Here is a 20,058-nt window from a genome sequence, read left to right on the forward strand (position 1 = left end):
TCTCCAGAAGTTCAGTGACCGCCGCCGGCGCGGGCAGCGGCAACAGCATTGCCGCCAGCCGGTGTGCCGGCTTCGACGGGCGCGATGGTCACAAAGGTGAGGTCGGTATCGGCGATCCAGAAATCGCGCTGCGCTTCCAGCGCCGAAGTGACATCGGCGATCTGGTCACGGGCGTCTGACAGCAGTTCGAATACGCTGATCAGCATCCCGTTGTAACGCTGCACCATCTCCTCGGACGCCTTCTGGCGTAGCGGGATGACCTCGTCCTGATAGTGCTTGGCGAGCTCATAGTTGGTCTGGTAGCCAAGCCAGGCCTCACGCGCAGCCGAACGGGCATTGACCGCCGTGTCGGCCAGGCGATGCACCGCCTGCAGATAATACTGCTCGGCCTTGGTCGCCTTGGCGTCACCGAAGTCGAACAGCGGAACCTGGAAGCTGACCTCGTATCCGGTCTGGTCCTTGGCCTCGCTCTGGCTGTTCCGCTGGAAACCGACTTCGAGGACATTCACGAAGCGGGTCGCATTGGTCAGCCCATAGGACTTCTGCAGGGCGGACACGTCGGCCTTGGCCATCTGGATATCGAGGCGTTCGGTGATCGCCTTGGCTTCGATATTCTCTACGCTGCGCGGGCTGCCAGGCAGGGTGGGCAGCCGGTCCGGCAGTTTGTAGGCCATATCGTTGCCCCACAGACCCATCAGACGGCCGAGCCGCTCACGGGCAGCCGTGGCCATCACCCGGCTCTTGGCCAGGCGGGCTGTGGCATCGGCATAGAAGATTCGCTCGCGGACATAGTCGAGCGTGTTCCAGTTGCCGACGGAGCGCATGCGGCGGGCTAGTTCGGCCTGGACTTCGGCCGTCTCGCGGACCTGGGCTACATATTTAGCAGTCTGTTCGGCAGCCACAGCCTCATACCAGGCCCGCTTCGTCTGGGCCGCCAGCGACAGCACTTCGGTGGCAGTATTGAGTTTTGTCCGCTCGAACCGCCGGCTTTCGATGCTGGCCGTGATCGGCAACACCAGCAAGCTGAGGGCGTCGATCCCGATCGAACGTTCGATCTCGATCTCCTGGCCACGCCTCAGTCGGGCAAAGCTGAAGCCAGGATTCTCTGGCCGCCAGGAGCTGGTCAGATCGGCAGCGCCGATGCCGAGCTCGGAGAAGTTGCCCTGCAGCCGGCGATTGTTCAGCAGGGCGACCTGGACCGCGTCATCGGCGCTCAACGGCTTGGCCAGCAATTCGTCGATGGTCTTGCGGACCTTGACCTCATCCTCCTCGGACTTGATCCAGACCGGCTTCTGGCCGATGCGCTGTTCCGTGGTGGATGCGACCTCCTTGAAGGCACGATTGGCAACCGGGCCGGCGCAGGCGCCCAGTAAGGCGACAAGGGCAACGCTCGCGGTGAGGCGGCGCATGGTAATGGCTTGGGTCATCATGGCGGACCTCACTTGCCGTGTCCGGCATGGCCGCCGGCCGCCGGAGCTGCATCACTCGTGGCCTTGGCCGGCATCTCGTCGGTGCTGTCCGATTTGATGGCCCCCACATGGCCACCGACATCCCGCACGGTGTCATTTGCTTTGCGCCAATCGGTCTTGCCCTCGAATTGAGAGCGCTTATAGCCGCTGAAGGCGGACTGATAGGGAAGCGGCGCGGTCGGCGCATTCGGATCAAGCAGGCCGGCCGGCGGCTCTGCGGCCCCTGCAGCTTGCGCTACAAGGCCCATGGTCATGCCCAGAAGGGCTGACCGAAAGCTCAAGGAAGACATGGAAAAGCCTCATCAAGTTGAACGACGAAAGGATGATCGACCGCAGGTAGTGCTGCGGGGCGATCCTCAGGCGTCGATCAGACTCGAGGAGGCTCGGAGGGAAGTGCGGGCGTAAGGCTTGCGGGCGACTGGGTCGCCGGCAGTGCATAGCCCGCGTAATAGGCCACGAAGGCCGTCAGTGGCCGTTCGCCGAATGCAAACAGGCCGCAGAGCGCACAGTCCTTGCACAGGATGCAGCCCTGATCGCAATTGCCAGGTGCGCTGTCGCCACTGGTTGCCATGGCATCGTGATCATGCGGCAGGCCCAATTCATGGGCGGTGGTCGCATCGATCTTCGAGGTTTTGACACCTTGATGATCATGACCGGCCACCGAGGCCTGATCTGCGTGATCATGCCCAGGAGATCCGGAGACAGCGGTAATCATCGTATTCGATGTCGCTGCCATCGCCATGCTGTGCGAAAGCGAGGAGACGGTCCCGGCAAACAGAAGCGCAAACAACGCCAAAGTGGCGGCAAGGCGCCGCCACGGCGAAAGCGTCATCTGTGTCTGACTGGACATCATGGGGAGCACGATACAACCTTCCAGCATGGCAAGGTCAAGGCCGGAACGAGAGGTTACCAATTTTAGAGCAAACCATGCCTGGCTGTCGGCTCAGGCGGCTTCGCGTTTGAAAAATATGAGTTTTCCGATATTCTGATTGTTAAGGACCCAACTTAAAGACTGCTCGATCATTGATCGGAGCAGATTCTTGCCTGCAGAAATTGCGGAGGCTGATCATGTCGATCCGGGTCCTCATCCTGCTGCTACCAATACTTTCTGCTGCCTGTGCGACAGGTACGCCATCAAGATTCGATGATCTGATCGGCTTGCCCAGAGCAGACATCCTCAAGCGGTATGGATCGCCGGATGCAGAGACCTGGATCAATGACCGACAGGTGCTGACCTATATCATGGATGAACATCGCCTTCCGTCAGCGACACCCCGATCGCCTTCGCCGCGTCTGCATCATTGCCGGGTGCGGATGGAGTTCGATCGCACAAATACCCTGCGCAGTATTCGCGAATCCGGCAACTGCCACAGCGACTGACCGAGACGAGAAAAACATGAACGACACCAGCCGCCACGACCATTCGAGCCACGACCATCATCATGGGCATGATCCAGCCGCACATAATCATGCTCACGGTCATCAGCATGACACGCCGGACACAGTGAGGGATCCGGTCTGTGGCATGCAGGTCGACCCGGCAAAAACCGCTCATCAGGCAAAGCATGAGGGGCGGCCTTATTTCTTCTGCTCGGGCGGCTGCAAATCCAAGTTCACTGCTGATCCGGCCCGTTACACGACCAGGCAGGTAAAGCCGGCCATGCCGCCGGCTGCGGCGGGTACCATCTATACCTGCCCGATGCACCCTGAGATCCGTCAGCCCGGGCCTGGCTCATGCCCGATCTGCGGCATGGCGCTTGAGCCGGAAATCGTCTCGGCAGACAGCGGGCCCAATCCCGAGCTGATCGATATGACCCGGCGATTCTGGATCGGGCTGGGGCTGACTATCCCCGTCTTCATGCTCGAGATGGGCGGGCATCTCTTGAACCTGCATGTCGTCGGGCAGCAGATGTCGAACTGGATCCAGTTGGTCTTGGCAACACCTGTCGTTCTGTGGGCGGGCTGGCCCTTCTTCCAGCGCGGTGCGGTGTCCATTGCAACCCGCCAGTTGAATATGTTCACCCTGATCGCCATGGGGACAGGCATTGCCTGGGCCTACAGTCTGGTAGCAACCATTCATCCAGGCCTCTTTCCACCGGCTTTTCGCGGGCCAGATGGCGCCGTCGCAGTCTATTTTGAGGCGGCAGCTGTCATCACTGTGCTGGTCCTGCTCGGCCAGGTTCTGGAATTGCGGGCGCGTGAGCAGACATCGGGTGCGATCAAGGCCCTGCTGGACCTGACACCGAAGACGGCTAGGCGCATCGCCGCGGATGGCTCGGATGAGGACATTCCTGCTGAATTGATCCAGGTCGGGAATCGTTTGCGAGTCAGGCCCGGCGAAAAGGTGCCGGTCGATGGCGAGGTACTGGAGGGCCGCTGTGCCGTGGATGAATCCATGGTCACCGGTGAATCGATGCCCGTCACCAAAGAAGCTGGCAGCAAGGTGATCGCGGGAACCATGAATCAGACCGGGTCATTCGTCATGCGCGCCGATAAGGTCGGCCATGACACCATGCTGTCCCGGATCGTCCAGATGGTGGCGCAGGCCCAGCGCAGTCGGGCCCCGATCCAGCGCCTTGCCGACGACGTTGCCGGCTGGTTCGTGCCTGCCGTCATCGTGGTAGCGATCCTCGCGTTTGCTGCCTGGGCTGTCTGGGGCCCGGAGCCGCGCCTCACCTTTGGACTGGTAGCTGCTGTATCCGTACTGATTATCGCCTGTCCCTGCGCGCTTGGCCTGGCGACGCCAATGTCGATCATGGTCGGGGTCGGGCGCGGTGCCCAGCTCGGCGTCCTGATCAAGAATGCAGAAGCACTCGAGCGGATGGAAAAAGTCGATACCATCGTGGTCGACAAGACCGGAACGCTGACCGAAGGCAAGCCAAAGCTCACCCAGATCCGCACAACGGCCCAGATTGGCCAGGACAGACTGCTTTATTTCGCAGCCAGTCTCGAACGGAGCAGTGAGCATCCACTGGCTCAGGCGATTGTACAATTGGCGGCTGAACGCGGCATGGCGCTCGGCACGGCGACCGACTTCGACAGCCCGGTCGGCAAAGGCGTGGTCGGACGGATCGATGGCCATCAGGTCGTCATCGGCAACGCTGACTTCCTGCGCAGCCACGGCCTGCCGGCGGAGCGGTTCAGTCACCAGGCCGATGAACTCCGCCAGGACGGCGCAACCGCCATCTATCTTGGCATCGACCAGGAGGTGGCCGGTATCCTGGCGATATCCGATCCGGTCAAGCAGACGACGCCAGCAGCGCTTGCCGCCCTGCGCGAAGATGGCATCCATGTCGTTATGCTGACGGGCGACAACCGCATCACGGCCGAAGCCGTGGCGCGACGCCTCGGGATCGAAGAGGTAGAGGCCGATGTGCTGCCGGACCGCAAGAGCGCCATCGTCGAGCGCCTGCGCGGCGAAGGCCGTGTGGTGGCCATGGCCGGCGATGGCGTGAACGACGCACCCGCGCTTGCGGCCGCCGATGTCGGCATTGCCATGGGGACCGGGACGGACGTCGCCATCGAAAGTGCCGGCGTCACCCTGCTGAAGGGCGATCTTCAGGGCATCGTGAAGGCCCGCCACCTCTCGGCCGCGACCATGCGGAACATCCGACAGAACCTGTTCTTCGCCTTCATCTACAATGCAGCGGGTGTACCGATCGCAGCCGGGGTGCTGTATCCGGCTTTTGGAATGCTTCTGTCACCTGTTATTGCTGCGGCCGCCATGGCCCTATCGTCGGTGAGTGTGATTGCCAACGCTTTGCGACTGCGTGCCGTCCGCATCAAATGAACGGAACCTGTCAGGAGGTCACGCCGACGCTGTCTTTGGCGTGAAGCCAGCATTTTCGATGGCCTTGCGAACCGCATCGTCAGACACTGAGCCACGCACGGAAATGCGCTTGTTCGGGCGATCGACGACGATGTCATCGACGCCAGGCAAAGCGGCAACCACCTTGCGGATACTGGCCTCGCAATGACCACAGGTCATGTCGGGAACGGTAAGGTCAGTCATCGGGTATCTCCTTGCCGCTCCAGCCTTACGGCCTTCCTGCGTGGGAAGGTCAAGGCATGTCTGCCGGAGATGAGGCTGAAGCTGCTCCCAAGCTCGTCAGCCTGAAAGCTTATGCACTGGCATCGGTTTGGGGTGGCCGGGAAGCGGTTGCGGCGGCAGCGCCACAAGCCTGGCATCGTGGTAACCTGCCGCCTCGACAAGCGGAGTCGAGAGAACCAGCGGTGTCTCCAAGGCACGCGGTAATCGCGCGAGACGGCTGGCGACATTCACGGTATCGCCAATGACGGTATATTCCAGATGCGTGCCATCGCTGATCACGCCTGCGAACACATCCCCGAAATGCCCACCAATCGCGATACGAATGGGCGGCTTGCCCAGATTTTTGCGTTCCCGGGACCAGGCCTCGATTTCATCGACCATCGACAGAGCACAGAGTATGGCCCGCTTTGCATCTTCCGGCGCCTGTCGTGGTGCGCCGAAGACCGCCATGACGGCGTCGCCGATGTATTTATCGACCACACCGCCATTGGCCAATACTGGCCTGGAAATCCGCTCCCTGAAGTCCGAAACGAACTTGGCAAGCTCGCCAGGATCCATCGCCTCCGCCATGGCGGTGAAGCCTTGCAAGTCGGCAAACAGCACCGCGGCGCGGATGCGATCGCCAAACTCAGGTGTTCCAGATGGCCTGTTCATCAGCTCTTCAGCGACGTCGCGGGAAAAGTAGCGAGACAAGGTGGCGGCCCGACTGGTGCTGACATAGACATTGGCAATCAGTCGCCTGGTTCGCGCGGTCGTTACCGCGAGAATGCCCATGGTCAGCAGGAAAATGATGATCGGAAAAACTCTGAAGTGCATCAGATGCCCTGCCGCATCCGTATGGAAGCCAGAGTCATCAACTTTGCTGACCATTGACGCGATCAGGACCACTGTCGCCAGGATGCCGGCCGCAAACACCACCAGCCAAGGGTTGTAGCGAAGTGACGCATGGAGGAAGACTACGACAAGCAGGCCAGAGATCGGCAGCGTGAAAGCGTCAATTGGCGAAATGCCTAATTCCGCCCCGATCATGACGATGGCAGTCGTCAAGGTGATGATGTCGAAGCCGACCAGGAAATAGGGTAGGATGGCGTGATGATACTTCCTCCAGGCCGCATACAGGCCCCCAATGGTTCCGATGCCGTAAACCAGCACGGCCAACTCCAGTGGCCGGTGATCTGCTTCCTGCGTGCGTGCCGTAAAAACTGCGGCCAGCAGCGTCACCAGGATGATGGCGCGAATGATCGATGCTATCCGCTCGCTTTCGAGGTCGGATGCGATGAAGGCTTGCGTAAGGTCTTGTGGGAGGAATGTGCCTTCGGTCATTTGTTTCAGGCTTCCCGTTGGTTGGTCGCCCGAGAAATGGCTGAGGTCAATATATTCCAGGACCGTGCAAGTCCAAATTGGCCATATGTGCGAAGCCAGATATTATCGACCAATTTCTTTCTCGTGTAAAAAATTTTCATTGATCTCCAGGGCTTTAGGCTCGGCGAGCTACAGAGCAGTAAGATATTTCCCGAATATTACCTGCGGTCGGTGCTAGCCTTTGGCAGACCTTCGGGTTTGTAAACCGAAGGTATAGGATCGCCATGCTCCTGAGATCAAACTCACGCCTGGTCATGACGGCAATGGGCATGTCCAAAGTCCGCCAGTGTTTCGATGATGCGGCATTCAGCGACTTTGCCGGAGCCACATTCACCAACCATCCGCTTCAGCTCTTTACGCAAGGCCTTGAGCTGCGAGATGCGTCGCTCGACGTTTTCGAGATGTTGCTGCGCGATTGCATTGACCGCATCGCAACTCTGGTCCGGCTCGTCTGAGATGCGGATGATTTCCCGGATATCCCCGAGCGAAAAGCCAAGATCCCGGCTGTGCCTGATGAATTGCAGGCGTCGGAGATGATTGGCGCCATATCGGCGCTGATTGCCTGCCGTCCTGGGAGGCTCTGGTAGCAGGCCTTCCTCTTCATAGTGACGGACAATCTGGACAGAGCAGCCGCTCTGGTCGGCAAGCTGTCCAATCGTAAGTGATTGATTTTTCATATTGTGAACTCGTCTACGGCAGGTGAAATCACCGCTTGAACCTACAATAGTTGTAGGCTGTACGGTGTCCGAAGTGAAATCAAATCAACAGGCGCACCATGCTTGCGACCGACATTGCTTTCCGCGGCCACCAGCCCGTAACGCCCAACGAAGCCGAATGCGTGTGCGAATTGCTGGAGCGCACGCCGTTGCTCGACTTCGACCATCCCAGCATCGTGGCCTTGATTGCCGAGCGCGGCTGGCGCGACATGGTTCGCGAAGACCGCGTGCAGGCAATTTATGAGTTCGTCCGTGACGAAATCCTGTTCGGCTACAACACCGACGACGATATTCCGGCGTCAGCCGTGCTGGCTGACGGCTACGGTCAATGCAACACCAAGGCGACCCTCTTCATGGCGCTGCTGCGCGCGGTCGGCATCTCCTGCCGATTCCACGGCTTCACCATTCACAAGCGCCTTCAGAAGGGCGCGGTCACTGGCCTGTTCTATCTGCTGGCGCCCGCCAACATTTTGCACAGCTGGGTCGAGGTTCAGATTGATGGCCGCTGGTTGAATCTCGAAGGCTTGATCCTGGATAACAAATATCTGCGGCAGCTTCAGGCCCGTTTTCCTGACTGCTCCGGAAGTTTCTGCGGATACGGCGTGTCCACCGCCGATTTCCGCAATCCGAAGACAGCATGGACGGGCCGAGATACCTATATCCAGGATAAAGGCATCAATCACGATTTCGGTCTATTCAATACCCCTGACGAGTTTTACGCCAAGGTCGGTACGAATATCAGGGGCTGGAAACGATGGTTCTACATCCACTACATCCGGCATGTGATGAACCGGAATGTCGCCCGCATCCGAAACGCAATCATCAGGTAATCATGTCCACCACGGCTGCACCGAAGGCATCTGATATTCAGTACCGCGTGACCGGTATGGATTGCTCCAGTTGTGCCACCAAGATTGAAGGCGCCACTCGAAAGATAACTGGTGTTAACGATGTCAGGGTATCAATCGCGTCTCAGATCATGACGCTCGACGTTGCGGAACCGGCGGTACAACTGCCTGAAGTCGAGCGGGCGGTGACAGGTCTGGGCTATCACCTTCAGCGCCTGGATACCGTAACGGATGGCGAAAACGATGAGCTGCCGAAAGACATATCGCATGTTGCACCAGCTTATCGGCGCGCGCTCTGGATTGTTGTGCTGCTGAATGTTGGCTACGGCATCGTGGAAGCGATGGGCGGTTTCTGGTCTGGTTCTCAAGCACTGAAGGCCGATGCGCTCGATTTCCTGGGCGATGGTCTCATCACATTCCTCGGGCTACTGGCTATAGGGTGGAGTTTGGCGTGGCGTGCGCGTTCGGCTCTCATCCAGGGCCTGTTTCTTGGCGCACTGGGGCTCGCAGTCCTTGCCAATACGGCCTATCGGGTTCTGGTCTTGCATACGCCGGAAGCTGAGTTGATGGGCTTGTTCGGCCTTATCGCACTTGCTGTAAATGTCGCGGCTGCTGCTGTCCTGGTGCCGCATCGTGCGGGCGATGCCAATGTCAGAGCTGTTTGGCTATTCAGCCGGAATGATGCCATCGGCAATGCCGCCGTTGTCGTTGCTGCTGGCGTGGTCGCCTGGACGGATTCGGCATGGCCGGATCTGGTCGTTGCCATCGTTATAGCAGGACTGTTCCTGCAATCGGCCTGGTCGATTGTGCGGGATGCGCGAAGTGACTTGGCCAGAGCAGGTAAAACATCGCTGTGACGCCGCGTATTGCAGGATTTGTATGGGGCACCGCCGCGCTCCTCCTGGATCAGGCAAGTAAGGCAATTACCCTTGCCGCGGGCTCAGGTGATTCCACCTGGGCCATTCAGGTGACCCCATTCTTCAATCTGATCCTGGTGCGCAATGACGGCGTCAGCTTTGGCCTGCTCGGCGGCCATATACCTTGGTGGGCACTGTCGATGTTTGCTCTCGTAGTCATCGCTTACCTCCTGTGGTGGCTCTGGCGAGAAGCCTCTTGGATCACATCCGCTGGGCTTGGGCTTATCATTGGGGGTGCCGTCGGCAATGTTCTGGATAGATATCGGCACGGGGCCGTGACCGACTTTCTGGATTTCCATGCCTTCGGCTGGCACTGGCCCGCTTTCAATCTGGCGGACGTCGCCATTTTCGCCGGTGTCGCCTATATTCTTTGGGATGGTATTCACCCTCGGTCGCAAGAGCGGATGTAACAGTATTGCGGCGGCGAAGCGTCGCAGCAGCCTGACAACGCCGTGACTTGCCAGCGTAATCTTCCGTCGCTAGTTCTGTATGTCCCTCAAACATGGAGGTGTCGAATGAGGAAACTGAGTGCATTGGTCGCCGCAGGCCTATTCGCTTTCGCCGTTTCGGCGCAGGCGGACGAGGCGAAATACGGTGGCCAGGTCAAGAAAATCGGTTCTTACGAAGGCGAGCTGGTCGTCAAGGGTAGCGACGTCCATCTCTATGTCATCAAGGACCATAAGCCGATGAACCCGACGGCCTCTATGTCGGCCAATGTGCGCCTCTTCGTGAACAACGCTGAGAGCACGGTCGAGCTGAAGCCCGAAGGCAATAAGCTGGTTGGCAAGGCCGCAAGCCCCGCCGCCGGGAATGTTCGGGCCATGACAACCCTTGCTGATGGTGGTAAGGAAGTTGGCAAGGCTCAGTACAATCTGAACGTCAAGTAAGCGTATCCCCAGGCAAACAAAATCAATGAAAATCGGTATTTTCAGGCATTTTTTGGCAGGTCGGCGTTTCGCCGTCATTGTCACTGTGCTTGGCATGCTGTTCAGCGCGACTGTCGGCGCCTGGCATCTAGAGCATCCGGACATGGTCGCCGGTTTCAATGACCAAACGACGGTATCGGCGTTCCAGTCGGGCGATAGTGCGTCGCAGGTCGATATCGATAAATCCAAGCCAGGTGCCAATGGAAGCCAGAACTGTGCTTCCCATTGTGAACAGCATGGTCGTGGCCTGCCGCATACCGTGGCCAGCCTGAATCACTCCATGCCCACGGCGCCCAAGCTCCTGGCCCTTAACGACAACGGCCTTGCCGTTGCGCAGCCTGACGGCCTTCTAGAACCTCCCAAAGCCTGATCCTTCGACTCTGAACACGACCTGGTGTGTCTGCGCCGGGAAACCTGTGTCTGTCCGAGGATTCCATGCGCTTCTACAGCCTTTCCGCGCTCGCACTCTGCGTGGCGCTGACCTCAACTGCCTATGCGCAGACGGTCGAAATTCGCACGCTCGACGATGCCCTGCGCATTGCCGAGACCAATTCACCTCGCATTCGCGCGGCCGATGCCCGGCGCGAAGGAGCGACAGGCGACCGCATGCAGGCCAGTGCTTGGCCGAACCCCGAGCTATTCGTCGATGCCGAGAACTTTGCGGGCAGTAAGGAGTATCGCGGCACCAACAACATCGAGCTGACGGCAGGCCTGTCCCAGCGTATCGAGATTGGCGGTAAACGGCAGGCCCGCATTGATGCTGCCGAAGCCGGACTGACGCTCGCTACCCACGACCGCACGGCCGACCAGCTCGCCCTGCGAGACGAGGTCGCCAAGGCGTATATCGGCGCACTGTACGCGGCTCGCCTGGTGGCCCTGGAGGACGACCGGCTGAAGAACGCTCAGTCGTTGGCGGGCGCCATCCGTGAGCGTGTCCAGAACGGCCGAGAGTCTCCCGTCCAGTCTCGCAAAACCGACATCACTTTGGCGGCGGCTCAGGTCGCAAGCCAGAAAGCACAGCGCGAGCTACAGGGCAGTCGGGCCGCTCTGACAGCCTTGCTGGGAGTGCCGAATGTCACGTTGGCGCTGAATTCTGGCTGGTTCGATCGTATCGGCGATGTCCCCGATGTAAGCCCCAATGAAGCCGCACTGGCCGAGAATCCGGACTTTGCCCGGCTAAACGCGACAATCGCCCAAGCGCGCGCTGGCGTGGACCGCGAGCGCGCTGCCGGTGTGCCGGACCCGACGCTCCGAGCGGGTATGCGTCGGTACAACGAAGATGGCGGCAATGCCCTGGTGGTGGGCTTGTCTATTCCCATCCCGGTCTTCGACCAGAACAGCGGAAACATCTTGCGTGCCCGCCAAGATCTGAATCGGGCTGAAGCCGAGGCCGATGCCATGCGGCTGACGTTGCTCGGCAACTTGGCGCGCGCCCGACAGACGCTGCTGGCGGCGCATAGCGAAGCCGAAGCCATGGGCAAGACGATTATACCTGCTGCCGATGAAGCTGCTGCTGCTGCCCGTGAAGGTTATTCCGCTGGCAAGTTCGGCTTCCTCGACCTGCTGGATGCCCAGCGGACCCAGTTCGACGTCAAAGCCCAGCATGCCACTGCGCTGCGCGACTATCACCTGGCTCGTATCGAACTGATGCGCCTTGTTGGCCGCACTTACTGATTTCTCGGAGAACACCATGCGCAATACCATCATCGCCCTGATCCTGGGCATCGCTCTGGGCATCGGCGGATCGGTCGTAGCCGTGAAGACCGGCCTGATTGGCGGTCATCATGAGGAAGAAGCCGGTGGGCACAGTCACGGCAAGACTGGCGGTGGCCATGGCCATGGTGAAGGCGAGGAAGAAGGCGACCCGCTCAAGCTGACGGCCGAGCAGATCCAGCAGTCCGGCATTACCGTTGCCGAGGCCACCGAGGGTGACCTGGTCCGCACCACGACCTTCCCGGGCACCGTGACGGCCAATCCCGACCGCATGGCGATTGTGGCGGCCAAGGCGTCCGGCGTTGTGATCGACCTGAAAAAGCGTCTGGGTGACACCGTTGCCAAGGGCGAGTTGCTGGCGACCATCGAGAGCCGGGAAATCGCCGAGGTGAAAGGCGAGCTGCTGGCTGCCCAGCGCACCGAAGCGCTGGCCCGTAACACTCACGACCGGGAAAAGAACCTCTGGGAGAAGAAAATCTCTTCCGAGCAGGATTTCCTGACGGCTCGGACTGCCCTGGAAGAAGCCCGCATTCGTGTCGACTTGGCCCGCCAGAAGCTTGCGGCGCTGGGTCTCAACCCGACGGACCTGGCACGCATGAGCGGTAGCGGCTCGGGTTTGCAAATCCTCGAAATCCGCAGCCCGATTGCGGGTCGCGTGGTCGAGCGCCGCGGAGCCATTGGCGCCTCCGTACCCGCCGAGACCGAACTCTTCACCATCGCCGACCTATCGGCTGTCTGGGTCGAGGCCTCGGTGGCTCCCGGCGACCTCGCCTTCGTCAAGGAAGGCGAGGTCGTCAACATCGAAGGCCAGGCAAATCCGGCCAAGGGCAAAGTCGTCTTCGTCAGCCCGGTCATCGATCGTGAGACCCGGCTGGCCAAGGTCCTTGTCGAAATCCCCAATGACGGCGGTAACTGGCGTCCCGGCGACTTTGCTTCCGTGACGGTGAACAGTTCGTCTGAGAAGGCTGGCATCCTGGTGCCCAAGGCCTCCATCCAGCGCATCAAGAAGGATCAGGTCGTATTCGTCCGTACCGATGAAGGCTTCGAGAAGCGCGAAGTTGTTCTCGGCCGAGCTGACGGCCGCCAGGTCGAAATCCGTTTCGGCGTCGATGCCGGTGAATTCGTCGCAGTCGAGAACTCTTTTGTTCTGAAGGCTCAGCTCGAAAAAGCTGAAGCCGAGCACGCTCACTGATTGCTGCAGGCGGAACCAGAACAATGATTGAGCATATTCTTCGCCTGTCGATCCGGCAGAGGTTGGTCGTCCTCATCCTGGTGGTCGGCGTCTGTATCCTGGGCGTTCAGTCCCTGCTGAAACTGCCTATCGATGCCGTACCCGACATCACCAACAACCAGGTGCAAATCAATGCCCTGGCGCCTGCGCTGTCTCCGACGGAAATCGAAAAGCAGGTCACGTACCCCATTGAGAACGCCTTGGCCGGTATTCCTGGCCTGGAAAGCACCCGTTCGCTGTCTCGTAACGGCTTCGCGCAGGTCACGGCCATCTTCTCAGAGAAGACGAACGTCTATTTCGCCCGCCAGCAGGTGAGCGAGAGACTGACCGAGGTGAAGGAGGGACTGCCTGAGGGCGTAGAGCCACGACTTGGCCCGATCACGACTGGCCTAGGTGAAGTCTATATGTGGCTCGTGCGCTACAAAGAGCCGCGCCAGGCCGTGGCCGATGGCCAGCCCGGCTGGCAGAAGAACGGCACCTTCCGCACGCCCGAAGGCGAAGTCCTCGATACCGAGATGAAGCAGGTCACTTATCTGCGCACGGTGCAGGACTGGCTGGTCAAGCCGCAGCTTCGCAGTGTGCAGGGGGTGGCCGGTATCGACTCTATCGGCGGTTACACCAAGGAATTCCATATCCAGCCCAAGCTGGACCGCCTCGTTGCCCAGGGCCTGACGCTCACGGATCTGTCCACTGCCATTCAGCGTAACAACACGGCCATCGGCGCCGGTTTCATGGAGCAGAATGGCGAAGGACTGGTCGTCCGCTCCTATGGCCGTCTGGAAAACATCGACGACATCGGCGCGGTCGTCGTCACCACCCGTGATGGCGTGCCGGTCTATGTTCGTGACGTCGCCGCCATCGACATCGGCCATGAGCTACGCACGGGTTCCGGCAGCTCAGGTGGCAAGGAAGTCGTGGTCGGCACTGCGATGATGCTGATTGGTGGGAACAGCCGCACGGTCGCCGAGAGCGTCGACAAGAAATTGAGCCAGATTAACGCCTCCCTGCCGCCCGGCGTGGAAGCAGCCCCGGTGCTGAACCGCACAAAGCTGGTGGACGCTACGGTCGCCACGGTGGAGAAGAACCTGGCCGAAGGCGCACTGCTGGTCGTCGTGGTGCTTTTCCTGTTCCTCGGCAATATCCGTGCCGCGCTGATTACCGCAGCCGTTATTCCCATCACCATGCTGATGACGGCGACCGGCATGCTCAAAGGGCATATCAGCGCCAACCTGATGAGCCTGGGTGCGCTGGACTTCGGGTTGATTGTCGATGGCGCCGTCATCATTGCTGAGAACTGTCTGCGTCACCTGGCGGACAAGCAACATGAGCTGAAGCGGGTACTGACCCGGCGGGAACGTATGCTGGAGGTGATGGTCGCCTCGAAGGAGATGATTCAGCCGTCTGTCTTCGGCCAGGCCATCATCATCATCGTCTACGTCCCGATGCTTACCTTCACGGGCGTCGAGGGCAAGATGTTCGAGCCCATGGCCCTGACGGTCATCATCGCACTGGCCTGTGCCTTCGTGCTGTCGCTGACCTTTGTCCCGGCCATGATTGCCCTGTTCGTGAGCGGCCCGGTCAAGGAGAAGGAAAGCCGCTTCATGGTGGCCGCCCAGACCCGCTATCGGGCCATCCTTGAGAAGGTGGTTCATATGCCGGGCCGGGTGGGTATCGCCGCAGCCGGGTTGTTTGCGGCGTCCCTGCTGGTCATGACCCAGCTCGGGCAGGAGTTCATTCCGCAACTGGATGAAAAAGATATCGCCATGCATGCGATGCGCATCCCCAGCACGTCGCTGGACCAGTCCTCCAAGATGCAGTTGCTCGTCGAAAAGGCGGTCTCCGGCTTCCCCGAAGTTGTGACCGTATTTGCCAAGACGGGCACTGCCGAAGTGGCTGCTGACCCGATGCCGCCGAACGTCTCGGACACCTTCATCATCCTGAAGCCGCAGAAGGAGTGGCCGAACCCGAGCAAGACCAAGGCAGAACTTGTCGCCGAGATTGAGCGGGCAGTGAAGCAGGTGCCGGGGAACAACTATGAGTTCACCCAGCCGATCCAGATGCGCTTCAACGAGCTCATTGCCGGTGTCCGCTCGGATATCGCGGTGAAGGTCTACGGTGACGATTTTGACACGCTGCTGGAAACAGCCAATGCCGTTGCTTCAGTGATGCGCGGCGTGCCGGGAGCCAGTGACGTCAAGGTCGAGCAGGCTGCCGGTCTGCCGTATCTCGACATCAACCTGAAGAAGCGCGAAATCGCCCGGCGCGGCCTGTCGGTCGCCGATGTGCAGGATGTCATCGCCACCGCCATCGGTGGCAACGAGGTGGGCGTGCTGTTCGAGGGCGACAAGCGCTTCGATATTGTGGTGCGCCTGTCCGATGCCGCCCGCAGCGACCTGGAGGTGCTGCGCAACCTGCCGGTGCCGGTGATTCTACCCAACAGCAACCAGGCGATCACCATCCCGCTGCGGCAGCTTGCCGATATCGCCATCAGCGAGGGGCCGAACCAGATCAGCCGCGAGAACGGCAAGCGGCGCGTGGTGGTGCAGGCCAACGTGCGCGGCCGGGATATCGGCTCGGTGGTGCAGGATGCCCAGGCGCGGATTGCCGCGCAGGTGCAGTTGCCGTCTGGCTACTGGCTGGGCTGGGGCGGGCAATACGAGAATCTACTGGCAGCCCGAGACACCTTGGTCCTGGTGGTGCCGCTGTGCTTCGCCGCCATCTTCTTCCTGTTGTTCATGGCGCTTGGGAGCGTACGGGACTCGCTGATCGTCTACAGCGGCATTCCCTTTGCACTCGTTGGCGGCATCCTGGCGCTGGCTTTACGCGGCATGCCGATATCGGTCTCGGCCATCGTCGGCTTCATCGCGCTCAGCGGGATTGCCGTGCTGAACGGCCTGGTGATGGTAACCCGGTTCCAGCAGGAACTGGCCGAGGGCGTCGAGAAGATCGCCGCAGTCATTGAGGGTGCCGAAGTCCGCCTGCGGCCGGTGCTTATCACGGCACTGGTGGCCTCCCTCGGCTTTGTGCCAATGGCCATTGCCACAGGCACTGGTGCCGAAGTTCAGCGCCCGATTGCCACGGTCGTCATTGGTGGCCTGATCAGTTCCACCATCCTAACCCTGTTGGTCTTACCTGCGCTTTACGCACGATTTGGCGCGGGCCGCCGTCAAATCGATGATGAAGTCGATGAGGTAGATGTCCATGCGCCACACGGACATCCGTCAGAATAGGAGGCATCTATGAATACAACCTCAGCTGTCATGCTTCTCACTGCCGTCATCGGACTGGGCGGGTGCGGTTATACAACGGAGCAATATCAGGAAAGCTTACGCCGGGAATGCAGGGCAAAAGGTCTCACGGAGCAAACGAAGCCATTTGAAGAATGCATTGCCAAGGCACTGCACCAGGATCATGACCGCGAGCCGGGCGCCAAGGGCGTTCGCGGCCCCCGGCATAGGTGGCAAGATGACTTGGATTAACTTGCAGGGCGTTGATCTGATGCGACTGGCTTGGCTGCTTTGCGGCGCGGCGTTGTTCGTTGGCGCGCTGATGTACCGGCCTGCTCATGCACATCAGGACGAGATCGGCACCATCGTTGTGACGCATCCTTATGTCGAGCCTGGCCGCAGTGGCGGGGACGCCATAGCGCGTCTGCGTTTGGAGAACCAGGGCAGCGGCACGCGGCAGTTTCTGGGGCTGCATGCAGAGTTCGCCTCCGGGAGCAGGATCGAAGTTAAGGTTTCTCCTGTCCGTGCGGTCCCAATGGGCTCCTTGCCAATCCGGCCGGGTGAAACCCTCGATCTTGAAGACACTGCTTGGATCAGGCTGATCGGCCTGAGTCGTGACCTGATGTATGGCGAGACTGTGCAGGGCTGTCTAGATTTCGCCGATGGCCGGAAAAAGCTGATCACCTTGACTGTCGGCCAGTTTGAACTGTGACCGACTAAACGATGAGACGGCCATCATCGACGCTGACACACGATGATGGCAGGCGGCAGCGTCCCTTCTGCCGCCACCCGGGAGCGGGGCTTGGAGGGGTCCCGGCTCCGCTCCCACTAAACTCTGTAGGCCTAGGTTTTGCCGGGAGAATGAGAATAGAAAAATGTGGAAGTTGGAAATGCCCCCATCCCCAGATGACCGGCTCTCCCAAGCCCATTTGTCGCCGAAGCAGGCAAGTTGGTAAACGTTCAAGCCATAGAATGGAAAATGAATAATCCCAATGATGTATACTGCTAATCGAGCAATGCGCTTCGCTTCGAAACGCTGAGCCGGCAAACGACAGAAGTTATCTTTCCTCTCGGACCTCGCATTGCATGGGAATAATGACTGCGATGCTTCAGCATTGAGAAATCTTAGGCTGGTAGAAAATCGGCATAATCACGAGCCGATTTGTTCAGCCACCAAATCTCTATTTGCTTCCCCATGCTCTATTTCCCCGCCTGCTCACAAACCGCATAGAGTAAATTATCGCCGATTTGCCCTCAGGACTGAGTACATTTTGCGAAAATTCCACTAAGTGCATTCGGACAACAGGCATAATTCATATCTTGATCATTTGAGCGCTGTGCTTGACCGCACAGAGGAGCTGCCAAGTGAGAAACGAGCGATTTGTAAAGTGGTGGCGCCCAACCTGAGGAGCGCACCATGTCCAAATACGATTATCGCCAGAATCACTTTGCCCACGACGGCAATGAACCAATTTCTCCCACCTTGGTTGCCACTTGGCGACAGTACCTACTCGATCAGTATCAACACGGCTACAACCTACTCTTGACACTCAACTACAATCGGCCACGGAGTATCAGCGACGTCCATCGCGATGTGCGCCATGCCTTCGCCAGGCTTAACCGCGCGACGCTGGGGCCACGTTGGCTCACTGACGAACGCCGTTGGCGAGGATATGTGGTGATCGAACACCCCGACACCAACATTCACGTCCATGCACTTACTCTTCCGGCCTTATTTTGCCGCGACTGGCAGAACGAGCGCACAGCCTCTGCTATCCGCCGCGCCTGGCAACCGATAGCACCGGCGGGAAGTATTGATATAAAGCCGATTACCAAAAAGCCGAGAGTTGTGATTTCGTACCTGCTGAAGGAACGGGGTCGTGGGGCGCTGACCGGCTTGATTGTGGTCTGAAGCTCCGATTTGTTGCGCCCAAAAAATGCTAATTTAGCATTAGATCGCTGACACTCAGACCCCTCGCGCTGCTTTCGCTACCCACGCGGTCGTGCCTGCGACCTTCGTCATCAAGCTTGTAATCCAGAACCAGAAGCCACGCTCGGTTCAACTGGAACAAGCGGCTGGGCTGAACTGACCGAACCCGTGTTCGGCATTAAAGAATCATGTCCAAACGCTCATCTGACGACCTGGAAGCCAATTGGCTTAATTTGGCTTTTCTGCCGCTCACACCCCTTAAGGTTCGCCAACGTCAAATGTTTTACGTTTCGGAGAGAAATATAAGAATGACGGCTGGATGGCGAACAGCCATCCAGCCTATCACACGTGATGCCAACCTTTTCTCAGCAACTTTCATAAAACGTTGGCGCCATTCAAGACTTTTGACCTAGCGTCTCACCTGACGGACCCGCTGCCTCGTCGGCCTCTGTTTCCAAAAATTGCGACGACTCCGAGAAGTCGCACGCGCCAAGGCCGTCACCTCCTGCACTTCTTCTTTCTCGGAGTGGAAAGCTTTAGCCGCTGTAAGCGCAACCGTAAACGGATTCGATGGGTCCGAAATATTAATGGTGAGCAGAACCTCTGTACGCCGGTCCCGATGGTATCGGACAAGGCGACGGCGGTGGCTTTCTTTCAACTTTGCCGCAACCTTCACACTATCTTTCGTGACCACGACCCGCCGCTGCTCGCCGCGGGTTTTGGCCAACTCGGGATGCGCTTCGGAGAACCACATTTTGAATGTGGCCGCCAATTTGTTGACCGTGTACTTACCATCCTGCAGGCGCCGCCCCAGCTTTTCTGGGCTCCAACCTCGGCGCGCTGCTTCGCGTAATGCTAGGGCGTCGTGCGACGCCAACGCTCGCGAACTCATCGTCTCTTTTGAATGCAAGCGTTGAATCTTTGCAAATATAGAGCTGTCACGGGTGAAACGAATCTCAGCCGTTCTCAGCATTTTATCAATCTCTTCGGAAAGCCTCTTGTTGTTAATCGCCGCCAATCCGATCTCGTAAGTTCTCTCCAGTTCTTTGTATTTATGTTTCTTCAGTTCACTCGCGGTTTTTGCAGCATTGCGGGCTTCCGCCCCGAGCTTGCCGAGTGCCGCTTGGACACTCACCACCTCAATATCTGATCTCGCCGCGGTATATTTTATCGCATCACGCTCTGAATTCGTTTCTGGAAAGCGTTGTTGAACTTCAACAGGCATCTTGGATTTCCTTCCAATTTTCGCACGGGAACCTGACGGCCCCGGAGTTGTTTGGGTTGACATACATTGCAGGTCGTTTGCGCATTGGACATGGCGCCTTAAAGTGCCATTCCTGATTGCGCTGAGGTAGTTGCGGGCGATTTCCCGCCCGCATCCATGTTGTCGCGTATGGCTAGAAGGCCTATGAAGCTGGGGGAGGCACCACCCAGTTGGCCATCTCGAAAGCTTCGACGTCGCTGAGGCGATATCGAACGAGACGACCAATTTTGAGAAATGGGCACCCGATGCCCTTAAGACGGTCAGCTTGCAGTTTTTTGGCACTGCGTAACTTCCAGCGAGAAGCCAATTCTGCTTCCGTCAAAAGAAAGTTTTGTGTGTTCGTGTTAGTCCTCCTGCTTCTTCGCCACCTTATTGGCGATGAAGCAGAAATAGCGTCTGCGACC

General features: G+C 59.1%; 20 protein-coding genes. 12 read left to right on the top strand and 8 right to left on the bottom strand.

Annotation, left to right across the window (positions count from 1 at the left end):
- Positions 1–11: 11 nt before the first annotated feature.
- The 3 genes from V6B08_RS15660 to V6B08_RS15670 form a co-directional block, all read right to left on the bottom strand.
- The gene (locus V6B08_RS15660; RefSeq protein ID WP_341982547.1) at positions 12–1,430 is read right to left on the bottom strand and encodes a TolC family protein; all 1,419 of its coding nucleotides are present in this window, start codon (positions 1,428–1,430) and stop codon (positions 12–14) included.
- An 8-nt stretch (positions 1,431–1,438) separates the two neighbouring features.
- Positions 1,439–1,759, bottom strand: coding sequence for a hypothetical protein (locus V6B08_RS15665; RefSeq protein WP_341982549.1), 321 nt, complete (start codon positions 1,757–1,759; stop codon positions 1,439–1,441).
- A 77-nt stretch (positions 1,760–1,836) separates the two neighbouring features.
- Positions 1,837–2,301, bottom strand: coding sequence for a hypothetical protein (locus tag V6B08_RS15670; RefSeq protein WP_341982551.1), 465 nt, complete (start codon positions 2,299–2,301; stop codon positions 1,837–1,839).
- A 236-nt stretch (positions 2,302–2,537) separates the two neighbouring features.
- On the opposite strand from V6B08_RS15670, the gene V6B08_RS15675 reads away from it, so the two are divergent.
- Complete coding sequence (locus tag V6B08_RS15675; RefSeq protein ID WP_341982553.1) at positions 2,538–2,849, top strand: hypothetical protein; 312 nt, start codon at positions 2,538–2,540, stop codon at positions 2,847–2,849.
- Here the strand turns inward: V6B08_RS15675 and V6B08_RS21960 are convergent.
- Entirely contained in the window at positions 2,768–2,932 is a 165-nt protein-coding gene (locus tag V6B08_RS21960; RefSeq protein ID WP_502258302.1) for a hypothetical protein, read from the bottom strand. The two genes, V6B08_RS15675 and V6B08_RS21960, sit on opposite strands and share 82 nt — an antisense overlap.
- Between V6B08_RS21960 and V6B08_RS15680 the strand changes: the two genes are divergently transcribed.
- Positions 2,866–5,259 (top strand): heavy metal translocating P-type ATPase, encoded by a 2,394-nt coding sequence (locus tag V6B08_RS15680; RefSeq protein ID WP_341982555.1) that lies wholly within the window; start codon positions 2,866–2,868, stop codon positions 5,257–5,259. The genes V6B08_RS21960 and V6B08_RS15680 overlap by 67 nt on opposite strands.
- A gap of 18 nt (positions 5,260–5,277) precedes the next feature.
- Here the strand turns inward: V6B08_RS15680 and V6B08_RS15685 are convergent, their stop codons facing one another.
- The 3 genes from V6B08_RS15685 to V6B08_RS15695 form a co-directional block, all read right to left on the bottom strand.
- Positions 5,278–5,481 (bottom strand): heavy-metal-associated domain-containing protein, encoded by a 204-nt coding sequence (locus V6B08_RS15685; protein WP_341982557.1) that lies wholly within the window; start codon positions 5,479–5,481, stop codon positions 5,278–5,280.
- 96 nt (positions 5,482–5,577) lie between these two features.
- Positions 5,578–6,843, bottom strand: a complete 1,266-nt coding sequence (locus V6B08_RS15690; RefSeq protein WP_341982559.1) for an adenylate/guanylate cyclase domain-containing protein — start codon at positions 6,841–6,843, stop codon at positions 5,578–5,580.
- Positions 6,844–7,124: 281 nt separating this feature from the next.
- The gene (locus tag V6B08_RS15695) at positions 7,125–7,559 is read right to left on the bottom strand and encodes a MerR family transcriptional regulator (RefSeq protein ID WP_341982561.1); all 435 of its coding nucleotides are present in this window, start codon (positions 7,557–7,559) and stop codon (positions 7,125–7,127) included.
- 98 nt (positions 7,560–7,657) lie between these two features.
- Between V6B08_RS15695 and V6B08_RS15700 the strand changes: the two genes are divergently transcribed.
- The 10 genes from V6B08_RS15700 to V6B08_RS15745 all read left to right on the top strand — a co-directional run bounded on the left by V6B08_RS15700 (position 7,658) and on the right by V6B08_RS15745 (position 18,372).
- A complete protein-coding gene (locus tag V6B08_RS15700; protein WP_341982563.1) occupies positions 7,658–8,428 on the top strand; it encodes a transglutaminase-like domain-containing protein in 771 nt (256 codons plus the stop codon).
- 2 nt (positions 8,429–8,430) lie between these two features.
- Complete coding sequence (locus V6B08_RS15705; RefSeq protein ID WP_341982564.1) at positions 8,431–9,303, top strand: cation efflux transmembrane domain-containing protein; 873 nt, start codon at positions 8,431–8,433, stop codon at positions 9,301–9,303.
- On the top strand, positions 9,300–9,773 hold the full coding sequence (lspA, locus tag V6B08_RS15710; RefSeq protein ID WP_341982565.1) for a signal peptidase II: 474 nt from the start codon (positions 9,300–9,302) through the stop codon (positions 9,771–9,773). Before V6B08_RS15705 ends, lspA begins: the two co-directional genes overlap by 4 nt.
- A gap of 105 nt (positions 9,774–9,878) precedes the next feature.
- A complete protein-coding gene (locus V6B08_RS15715) occupies positions 9,879–10,250 on the top strand; it encodes a hypothetical protein (protein ID WP_341982567.1) in 372 nt (123 codons plus the stop codon).
- A 25-nt stretch (positions 10,251–10,275) separates the two neighbouring features.
- Positions 10,276–10,659: a hypothetical protein gene (locus V6B08_RS15720; protein ID WP_341982570.1), complete on the top strand. Its 384-nt coding sequence runs from the start codon at positions 10,276–10,278 to the stop codon at positions 10,657–10,659.
- Between the two features lie 65 nt (positions 10,660–10,724).
- Positions 10,725–11,963 carry a TolC family protein gene (locus V6B08_RS15725; RefSeq protein ID WP_341982572.1) on the top strand — a complete coding sequence of 413 codons (1,239 nt, stop codon included), beginning with the start codon at positions 10,725–10,727 and terminating at the stop codon, positions 11,961–11,963.
- 16 nt (positions 11,964–11,979) lie between these two features.
- Positions 11,980–13,194 (top strand): efflux RND transporter periplasmic adaptor subunit, encoded by a 1,215-nt coding sequence (locus tag V6B08_RS15730; RefSeq protein WP_341982574.1) that lies wholly within the window; start codon positions 11,980–11,982, stop codon positions 13,192–13,194.
- 23 nt (positions 13,195–13,217) lie between these two features.
- The gene (locus V6B08_RS15735; RefSeq protein ID WP_341982576.1) at positions 13,218–16,463 is read left to right on the top strand and encodes an efflux RND transporter permease subunit; all 3,246 of its coding nucleotides are present in this window, start codon (positions 13,218–13,220) and stop codon (positions 16,461–16,463) included.
- Between the two features lie 181 nt (positions 16,464–16,644).
- Positions 16,645–17,172, top strand: coding sequence for a cupredoxin domain-containing protein (locus tag V6B08_RS15740; RefSeq protein ID WP_341982578.1), 528 nt, complete (start codon positions 16,645–16,647; stop codon positions 17,170–17,172).
- Between the two features lie 705 nt (positions 17,173–17,877).
- Complete coding sequence (locus V6B08_RS15745) at positions 17,878–18,372, top strand: hypothetical protein (protein ID WP_341982580.1); 495 nt, start codon at positions 17,878–17,880, stop codon at positions 18,370–18,372.
- Between the two features lie 427 nt (positions 18,373–18,799).
- Here the strand turns inward: V6B08_RS15745 and V6B08_RS15750 are convergent, their stop codons facing one another.
- Complete coding sequence (locus V6B08_RS15750) at positions 18,800–19,615, bottom strand: hypothetical protein (RefSeq protein WP_341982582.1); 816 nt, start codon at positions 19,613–19,615, stop codon at positions 18,800–18,802.
- Positions 19,616–20,058: the final 443 nt, after the last annotated feature.

Origin of the sequence: Ferrovibrio sp. MS7, assembly GCF_038404985.1 — a bacterium.
Classification (GTDB): Bacteria; Pseudomonadota; Alphaproteobacteria; order Ferrovibrionales; family Ferrovibrionaceae; genus Ferrovibrio; species Ferrovibrio plantarum.

Coding starts and splice junctions, on each gene's coding strand:
- V6B08_RS15700 (WP_341982563.1), top strand. CDS start 7,658: ATGCTTGCGACCGACATTGCTTTCCGCGGCCACCAGCCCGTAACGCCC.
- V6B08_RS15665 (WP_341982549.1), bottom strand. CDS start 1,759: ATGTCTTCCTTGAGCTTTCGGTCAGCCCTTCTGGGCATGACCATGGGC.
- V6B08_RS15685 (WP_341982557.1), bottom strand. CDS start 5,481: ATGACTGACCTTACCGTTCCCGACATGACCTGTGGTCATTGCGAGGCC.
- V6B08_RS15730 (WP_341982574.1), top strand. CDS start 11,980: ATGCGCAATACCATCATCGCCCTGATCCTGGGCATCGCTCTGGGCATC.
- V6B08_RS15695 (WP_341982561.1), bottom strand. CDS start 7,559: ATGAAAAATCAATCACTTACGATTGGACAGCTTGCCGACCAGAGCGGC.
- V6B08_RS15690 (WP_341982559.1), bottom strand. CDS start 6,843: ATGACCGAAGGCACATTCCTCCCACAAGACCTTACGCAAGCCTTCATC.
- V6B08_RS15735 (WP_341982576.1), top strand. CDS start 13,218: ATGATTGAGCATATTCTTCGCCTGTCGATCCGGCAGAGGTTGGTCGTC.
- V6B08_RS15680 (WP_341982555.1), top strand. CDS start 2,866: ATGAACGACACCAGCCGCCACGACCATTCGAGCCACGACCATCATCAT.
- V6B08_RS15720 (WP_341982570.1), top strand. CDS start 10,276: ATGAAAATCGGTATTTTCAGGCATTTTTTGGCAGGTCGGCGTTTCGCC.
- V6B08_RS15675 (WP_341982553.1), top strand. CDS start 2,538: ATGTCGATCCGGGTCCTCATCCTGCTGCTACCAATACTTTCTGCTGCC.
- V6B08_RS15745 (WP_341982580.1), top strand. CDS start 17,878: ATGTCCAAATACGATTATCGCCAGAATCACTTTGCCCACGACGGCAAT.
- V6B08_RS15660 (WP_341982547.1), bottom strand. CDS start 1,430: ATGATGACCCAAGCCATTACCATGCGCCGCCTCACCGCGAGCGTTGCC.
- V6B08_RS15725 (WP_341982572.1), top strand. CDS start 10,725: ATGCGCTTCTACAGCCTTTCCGCGCTCGCACTCTGCGTGGCGCTGACC.
- V6B08_RS15750 (WP_341982582.1), bottom strand. CDS start 19,615: ATGCCTGTTGAAGTTCAACAACGCTTTCCAGAAACGAATTCAGAGCGT.
- V6B08_RS15740 (WP_341982578.1), top strand. CDS start 16,645: ATGACCGCGAGCCGGGCGCCAAGGGCGTTCGCGGCCCCCGGCATAGGT.
- V6B08_RS15715 (WP_341982567.1), top strand. CDS start 9,879: ATGAGGAAACTGAGTGCATTGGTCGCCGCAGGCCTATTCGCTTTCGCC.
- V6B08_RS15705 (WP_341982564.1), top strand. CDS start 8,431: ATGTCCACCACGGCTGCACCGAAGGCATCTGATATTCAGTACCGCGTG.
- V6B08_RS15670 (WP_341982551.1), bottom strand. CDS start 2,301: ATGACGCTTTCGCCGTGGCGGCGCCTTGCCGCCACTTTGGCGTTGTTT.